General features: G+C 67.0%; 8 protein-coding genes. 2 read left to right on the forward strand and 6 right to left on the reverse strand.

Translation table 11 applies throughout. The features are described 5' to 3' along the window. Window positions 1-229: 229 nt before the first annotated feature. Window positions 230-364 carry an entericidin A/B family lipoprotein gene (locus AAHM44_RS08950; protein WP_184171104.1) on the forward strand — a complete coding sequence of 45 codons (135 nt, stop codon included), beginning with the start codon at window positions 230-232 and terminating at the stop codon, window positions 362-364. 58 nt (window positions 365-422) lie between these two features. On the opposite strand, the gene tatC is transcribed toward AAHM44_RS08950, so the two are convergent. The 5 genes from tatC to AAHM44_RS08975 all read right to left on the reverse strand — a co-directional run bounded on the left by tatC (window position 423) and on the right by AAHM44_RS08975 (window position 3,398). Next, window positions 423-1,208: a twin-arginine translocase subunit TatC gene (gene tatC / locus AAHM44_RS08955; protein ID WP_269575865.1), complete on the reverse strand. Its 786-nt coding sequence runs from the start codon at window positions 1,206-1,208 to the stop codon at window positions 423-425. Next, on the reverse strand, window positions 1,205-1,699 hold the full coding sequence (gene tatB, locus AAHM44_RS08960; protein WP_342249752.1) for a Sec-independent protein translocase protein TatB: 495 nt from the start codon (window positions 1,697-1,699) through the stop codon (window positions 1,205-1,207). Before tatB ends, tatC begins: the two co-directional genes overlap by 4 nt. 52 nt (window positions 1,700-1,751) lie before the next feature. Beyond that, window positions 1,752-1,988, reverse strand: a complete 237-nt coding sequence (locus tag AAHM44_RS08965) for a twin-arginine translocase TatA/TatE family subunit (protein ID WP_184171096.1) — start codon at window positions 1,986-1,988, stop codon at window positions 1,752-1,754. A gap of 73 nt (window positions 1,989-2,061) precedes the next feature. Continuing rightward, complete coding sequence (gene scpB, locus AAHM44_RS08970; RefSeq protein ID WP_184171093.1) at window positions 2,062-2,667, reverse strand: SMC-Scp complex subunit ScpB; 606 nt, start codon at window positions 2,665-2,667, stop codon at window positions 2,062-2,064. Then, window positions 2,664-3,398: a segregation and condensation protein A gene (locus tag AAHM44_RS08975; protein ID WP_269575867.1), complete on the reverse strand. Its 735-nt coding sequence runs from the start codon at window positions 3,396-3,398 to the stop codon at window positions 2,664-2,666. The genes scpB and AAHM44_RS08975 overlap by 4 nt, the downstream gene beginning before the upstream one ends. A 196-nt stretch (window positions 3,399-3,594) precedes the next feature. On the opposite strand from AAHM44_RS08975, the gene AAHM44_RS08980 reads away from it, so the two are divergent. After that, a complete protein-coding gene (locus AAHM44_RS08980; RefSeq protein WP_269575868.1) occupies window positions 3,595-5,352 on the forward strand; it encodes a di-heme-cytochrome C peroxidase in 1,758 nt (585 codons plus the stop codon). Between the two features lie 168 nt (window positions 5,353-5,520). Here AAHM44_RS08980 and nagZ read toward each other — a convergent pair whose 3' ends face one another. Further along, a complete protein-coding gene (gene nagZ / locus AAHM44_RS08985) occupies window positions 5,521-6,534 on the reverse strand; it encodes a beta-N-acetylhexosaminidase (protein ID WP_269575869.1) in 1,014 nt (337 codons plus the stop codon). Window positions 6,535-6,674 lie beyond the last annotated feature (140 nt).

Below are 6,674 nucleotides of genomic sequence, written 5' to 3' on the forward strand. Positions count from 1 at the left end.
CCGTTTTGTACTTCGGATAGTGACCTTTTGCCCCCCCGCTCTCGCTATCCAAGACATGGGCCCGGAAGCGTCAACCCTCCCCCCCCCGGTGACGCTTCCGGGCCTAAAACTTTTCGGGGCCCTTCCCTTTTTTCAGCATCTTCAACGCGTTGCTTCGCGAACGGAACGTTTGCGTGCGGATAAGCATTTCCCTTCCGACCCCAACGGGTTCGGTATCTGGAGAGTTAGGATGCGTAAGATCATCACCTGCCTCGCCCTTGCGGGCGCGGTGCTGGTTTCAGCCTGCAACACGATCGAAGGCGTTGGCCGCGACGTTTCGTCCGCCGGCGACACCGTCGCCAAGACGGCGGACGACGCCAAGTAATCCGGCAGGAAAAGAAAAGGCCCCTCCCGATCCGATCGGGAGGGCCTTTTTTTTTGCGTCAGGCTTCGGCCGCTTCGGCCTTGTCCTCATCCTCCGTCGCGGCGGGGCGACGGCGGCGGGTGAACCAGATCGCGATCAGCGAGAGGAAATAGAGGCCGACCAGCGGGATCGCGAGCAGCAGCTGCGAGCCGACGTCCGGCGGGGTCAGCACCGCGGCGATCGCGAAGGCTGCGACCACGGCGTAGCGCCAGGCGCTCTTGAGCTGCTCATAGGAGACGATCCCCGAGCGCTCGAGCAGCATCAGCAGCACCGGCAGCAGGAAGGTGATGCCGAAGGCGAACAGGAACTGCATGACGAAATCGAGGTACTTCTCGGCGTCGGGCATCGCGGTCTGCCGCACGCCGCTGTCGCCCAGCTCGCCCTGATAGCCGAGCAGGAAGTGCAAAGCGGTGGGGATCGCGATGAAATAGGCCAGCGCCGCGCCGGCGATGAACAGCACCGGGGTGGCGAGCAGGAAGGGCAACAGCGCCCTCTTCTCCTGCCGGTACAGGCCCGGCGCGACGAACTGCCAGAGCTGGGAAGCGATCACCGGGAAGGACAGCATCATCGCCGCGAAGAAGGCGACCTTGAGCTGGACGAAGAACGCCCCGAAGATCTGGGTGAAGATCACCTGGTCCTGCCCCGCCACCGCGAGCGGATGGACGAGGAAGCCATAGATCTCCTTCGAGAAATAGAAGGAGACGAAGAAGGTCACCAGCAGCGAGGCGACACAGTAGAACAGGCGGCGGCGCAGCTCGATCAGATGCTCGAGCAGCGGCTGCTGGGTGTCGTCGATGTCCTTCATTCGGCGGCCTCGGCAGGCGGCGCGGCCTTCTTGCGAGGCGCACGGGGCTTGGGAGCGGGCTTGGCGGCGGCTTCGTCCGCAACCTCGGGTGCAGCGGCAGCGGCAGCGGCCGGCTTGCGGGCGCGCTTCGGCTTGGGCGCGGGCGCCGAGACGGCGGGCGTGTCCTCGACGAACGCAGGCTGCTCGACCATCACCGGCGCGGCATCCTCCGCGACGTGATGCACTTCCGGAGCCTCAGGCGCGGGCAGCGCGGCGGGCGGATGCTCGGACATGATCCGGGCATTTTCCTCGGCCCATTGCTTCTCGAGCTCGGCGAGCTCCGCCTCGCGGACCATGTTGTCGAAGCCCGAGCGGAACTGGCGCGCGACCGCACGGGCCTTGCCGACCCATTTGCCCACAAAGCGCATCGCCTTCGGCAAGTCCTTGGGCCCGATGAAGATCAGGGCCACGATGGCGACCACGACAAACTCGGGCGCGTTGAAATCTAGCATCGATCAATTCGCCAGAAGCGGTCCCCGGCGCCCTGAGCCGGGGACGATAGGGTCAGAGCTTCTCTTCGCGCGCCGTCTCGGCTTCGCGCTGCACGGTCGGCTCGGGAGCCGCCTTGCCTTCGATGCGGGTCGCCGGCTTGTCGTCGGCGTCGTCCTCGCTCATGCCCTTCTTGAACTGCTTGATGCCCTTGGCCACGTCGCCCATCATGTTCGAGAAACGACCGCCACCGAGCAGCAGGATCGCGATCAAGCCCAGCACGAGCCAGTGCCAGATGCTACCCATACCCATAACAAATCTCCTTGATTCAGGCCCTATCTAGGCCTCGCACGCACGAGCGGCAATGGCCTACGCGGGGTCGCCCCTATTCGTCGTCTGTGACAGTTTCACTTTCGGGCTCGTCGGCGCCCTCGCTTTCGCCAAGCGCCTCGAAGGCGAGGTCGACCGGATCGAGCAGACCGGCGGCCTTGAGATCGTCGATTCCGGGCAGGTCACGCCGGCTGGCCAGGCCGAAATGGGTGAGGAAGCCCTGGGTGGTGGCGTACATCAGCGGCCGCCCCGGCACTTCGCGGCGGCCGGCCGGGCGCACCCAGTTCGCTTCCATCAGCACGTCGATCGTGCCCTTGGAAATCTGCACGCCGCGGATCGCCTCGATCTCGGCGCGGGTGACCGGCTCGTGATAGGCGATGATCGCCAGCGTCTCGATGCCGGCGCGGCTGAGCTTGCGGCTCTCCTCGCGGTTGCGGCGGAGCAGATGGGCGAGATCGGCCGCGGTCTGGAAATGCCAGCGGTCGCCGCGGCGAACCAGCTCGACCCCGCGCCCCGCATAGAGCGCCTCGAGGGCCGCGAGCGCGGCGCGCACGTCCATCTCGGTGCCGACATGAGCGCGGATCTCGTCGAGGTTCATCGGGTTCTCGGAGGCGAACAGCACGGCCTCCACCGCGCGCGTGGCGGCATCTTCAGGGGTCATGCGGTCGCCTTGAGATAGAGCGGCGCGAAGGCCGATTTCTGCTTGAGTTCCACCCTGCCCTGCTTGGCGAGCTCGAGCGCGGCGACGAAGGACGAGGCCAGCGCCGACTTGGCATAGGCGCCGCTCGCGCCCTCGGGCAGGAAGGACTGGAGCGTGCTCCATTCGATCCGCGTGCCGATCAGCGAGGAGACGCGCGCGATCGCCGCTTCCAGCGTCATCACGTCGCGCTGCTGGACGACGTGCATCACCGGGCGGGTGCGCGCGCTGATCCGGCCATAGGCGGCGATCAGGTCGTAGATCTCGGCTTCGTAACGGGCCTTGCGCAGCACGCGCAGCCCCTCGGGGGCGCCGCGGAAGAAATTGTCGCGGCCGGTGCGGTCGCGCGCCATCAGCCGGGCGCCGGCCTCGCGCATAGCGTTGAGCCGCTCGAGGCGCAGCTGCAGGCGCAGCGCTAGGTCCTCGGGGCTCGGCGTCTCCTCCGGGTTGCGGGGAAGCAGCAGCGCCGACTTGAGATAGGCCAGCCAGGCGGCCATCACGAGATAGTCGGCGGCCAGCTCCAGCCGGAGCTCGCGCGCCTCGTTCACGAAGCCGAGATATTGCTCGACGAGCTGGAGGATCGAGATCTGGCGCAGATCGACCTTCTGCGTGCGGGCCAGCGCCAGCAGCAGGTCGAGCGGCCCTTCCCAGCCGTCGATATCGATCTTGAGGGTCTCGGGCGCTTCCTCGGACATGTCCCGAGCTAAGCAGAGCGCCGCGGGAAAGTCACTTCCCGATGGCCGAAGCCGGATACGCGCCGTTTCGGACCCTGTTCCGATTGACGGGCGCCGCCGCGCCGATCAGGTTCGCGGCATTCAAGAAAGATAATCGCACAGGGTCGCCCTCGTTTGTCCGGCACGGCGTTTCACGCCTTGGTTTGGGGGAAATCTGATGTCGCACGTCCGCTTCTCGCGCGCCGTGAAGGTGCTGCTGTGCCTGTCCGCCGTCGCGCTGCCCGCCTCCACGGTGAACAGCCAGGCGCTCGATCCGTCGCCGCTGGTCTATCTCAACCAGGGCACCAGCTGGAACGCCTCCACCCGCGAGGACTTCTACTGGCAGGACCAGGGATCGCAGCTGATCCCCTATAGCTGGCTCCAGGGCCTCACCACGCCCGACGGCAAGCCGTTCCTCGCCGACAAGCTGCAGCGCTATGGCTATCTCGCCGATCGCTCCGGCACGCCCGGCAACCTGCCGATCGGCTTCACCCTCACCGGCACCACCGGCAACGAAGTGGTCGGGATGAACTGCGCCGCCTGCCACACGCGCGAAATCGACGTGTCCGGCACCAGCTACCGCGTCGATGGCGGCCCGGCGCTCAGCGACTTCCAGGGCCTGCTGACCGACATGATCGATGCGGTCGGCCGCGTGCTGGAAAGCGACGCGACCTTCCGGCCCTTTGCGGTGAGCGTGCTTGGCCCCGATCCCGATCCCGCGCTGGTCAGCGAGCTCAAGGCGACGGTGCAGCTCTGGTACACGCGCGAGGACACGCTGCGAGACCGCGCCTATGGCACCCCCGATATCTGGGGCCTGGGCCGGCTCGACGCGGTCAGCATGATCTTCAACCGGCTGACCGGGCTCGATATCGGCAAGGCGCCGACCTATCTGATCCCCGGCAATATCCAGCCCGCGGATGCGCCGGTACGCTATCCTTTCCTGTGGAACGCCGCGAAGCAGGACATGACGCAGTGGCCGGGTTTCGCCGACAATGGCAACGACCTGCTCGGCCTCGCCCGCAACCTGGGCGAAGTCTACGGCGTGTTCGGCACCTTCCACCCGGTCAACAAGGGCAGAGGCCGGATCGATTTCCTCGCCAACAATTCGGCCAACTTCAACGGCCTGGGCAAGCTGGAGGGATCGATCAAGCTGATCGGCGCGCCCGTCTGGCCCTGGCCGGTCGACCAGAAGCTGGCGGCGCGCGGGCAGCAGGTCTGGGCGATGTCGACCCCGGACAGCCCGAGCTGCGGCAGCTGCCACGATCAGAAGAAGGGCCAGTTCCGCTTCACCTTCTCGGAAACCTGGGCAACGCCGATCCAGAATGTCGGCACCGATACCCGCGAATGGGATATCCTGGCCCGCACCGCCGACTCAGGCTCTCTGGCTGGCGGCAAGCTGGTGCCGCCCTTCGGCACCGCGATCCCGCAAAAGACCACTTCGTTCAGCCTGCTCGGCTTCTCGGTGGTCGGCTCGATCCTGCAGAATGCCGATCCGTTCAAGGCGAGCCTGGCCGAAACGGGCGCGCTGAAGACGAGCGGGAAGCTCCCCAAGTCGCTGCAGGATCTCGCCGGCGCGTTCGGCGAGAAGCCGATGGCGGCGTCGCCCGCGGCTGCGACGGCGGTGAAGCCTGGTTCGTATGAATCGCGGGTGATGTACGGGATCTGGGCCGCCGCGCCCTATCTCCATAACGGATCGGTCCCGACGCTGGAGGACCTGCTCAAGCCCGCGGCCGAGCGGCCGGCGAGCTTCAAGATGGGCCGCGCCTATGACATCAAGCGCGTCGGCATCGCCGCCGACCAGACCGGCAGCCATGTGGTCACCACCACCGGCTGCGACCAGCTCAACTCGGGCAACAGCCGGTGCGGCCACGAATTCGGCACCAAGTTCAGCGCCGAGGACAAGGCGGCGCTGCTCGAATATCTCAAGATGCTCTGAGGTGGTGAAGACGTTCGGAACGATACCCTAGCTGTTCCCCGGCGAAGGCCGGGGCCCAGTCGCAATCTCGTTCGTGAGGCTCCTGCGCCATCGATAGTGCGCCGAGACTGGATCCCGGCCTTCGCCGGGGAACGGAAAAAGCCACGCCTCGGTGCCGCCCAATCCTCCTCAGGCAGGCACAAGCGCCAGCAGTTCGTCCCGCTTCGCGATAAGCTCGGCGAAGTCCGCTTCCGGCTCATCCGCACCCGTCGTCGCCATCGCACGGTCGAGCCGTTCGATGCACTCGGGCGTCGCGTCGGGGAGCAGGCCGATGATCTCGACCATCTCGTCCATCCGCGCCCAGCAATCGAGCACCACATCGCAGCCCGCCGCGAGCGCCTGGGTGGCCTTCTCGCCCGGCGTGCCGCTCAGCGCCTTCATGTCGATATCGTCGGTCATCAGCAGCCCGTCGAACCCGATGCGGCCGCGGATGATGTCGCGGATCACCGTCGGCGAGAGCGTGGCCGGGCGCTCGGCGTCCCAGGCTTCGAACACGACATGGCAGGTCATGCCCATCGGCGCGTCCTTGAGCGCATGGAACGGCGCGATGTCCTGCTCCAGCGCCTCGGCGCCCACCTTGACCCGCGGCAGCTCGAGATGGCTGTCGACCAGCGCGCGGCCATGCCCCGGCATGTGCTTGACGACGCCGACAACGCCGCCCCGGCGCAGCCCCTCGACACAGGCCTGGCCGAGCGCGGCGACGCGCATCGGCTCGCCGCCGAACGCGCGGTCGCCGATCGCCTTGGTCACTTCCGGCGTCACGACGTCGAGCAACGGCGCGCAATCGACGGTGACGCCGACATCGGCGAGCATCATGCCCAGCGCGTGATAATTGGCCCGTGCCGCCTCGATCGCGGAGATCGGCGCGATATCGTAGAGCTTGCCGAACACCTCGCCCGCCGGAAAGGCCGGCCATTCGGGCGGCACCATCCGGCTGACCCGGCCGCCTTCCTGGTCGATCAGGATCGGCAGGTCGGCGCGGCCACTCAGTTCGCGCAGTTCCTCGGTGAGCGCGCGCATCTGCGCGCGGCTCTCGCAATTGCGCTTGAAGAAGATGTAGCCGAGCGGATCGGCATCACGGAAGAAATCGCGCTCCTCGGCCGTGAGCGACAGGCCGGAGACACCGAAGATTACTGGCTTCATGCCCCCGTCTTAGCGAAGCGCGGCGCGCCGGATAACCCCCTGTGCGGCGATCGGCCATGCCTACGCGGCATGGCTGGGACTTAGTGATTCAGCTTCCTCGTTCCCCGGGGGGGGGGCGGGGGGCCGGGGGGGGGGGGGGG

The organism is Sphingomonas sp. OTU376, assembly GCF_038440415.1.
Classification (GTDB): Bacteria; Pseudomonadota; Alphaproteobacteria; order Sphingomonadales; family Sphingomonadaceae; genus Sphingomonas; species Sphingomonas kyeonggiensis_A.

Coding starts and splice junctions, on each gene's coding strand:
- tatC (WP_269575865.1), bottom strand. CDS start 1,208: ATGAAGGACATCGACGACACCCAGCAGCCGCTGCTCGAGCATCTGATC.
- AAHM44_RS08950 (WP_184171104.1), top strand. CDS start 230: ATGCGTAAGATCATCACCTGCCTCGCCCTTGCGGGCGCGGTGCTGGTT.
- AAHM44_RS08975 (WP_269575867.1), bottom strand. CDS start 3,398: ATGTCCGAGGAAGCGCCCGAGACCCTCAAGATCGATATCGACGGCTGG.
- AAHM44_RS08965 (WP_184171096.1), bottom strand. CDS start 1,988: ATGGGTATGGGTAGCATCTGGCACTGGCTCGTGCTGGGCTTGATCGCG.
- nagZ (WP_269575869.1), bottom strand. CDS start 6,534: ATGAAGCCAGTAATCTTCGGTGTCTCCGGCCTGTCGCTCACGGCCGAG.
- scpB (WP_184171093.1), bottom strand. CDS start 2,667: ATGACCCCTGAAGATGCCGCCACGCGCGCGGTGGAGGCCGTGCTGTTC.
- tatB (WP_342249752.1), bottom strand. CDS start 1,699: ATGCTAGATTTCAACGCGCCCGAGTTTGTCGTGGTCGCCATCGTGGCC.
- AAHM44_RS08980 (WP_269575868.1), top strand. CDS start 3,595: ATGTCGCACGTCCGCTTCTCGCGCGCCGTGAAGGTGCTGCTGTGCCTG.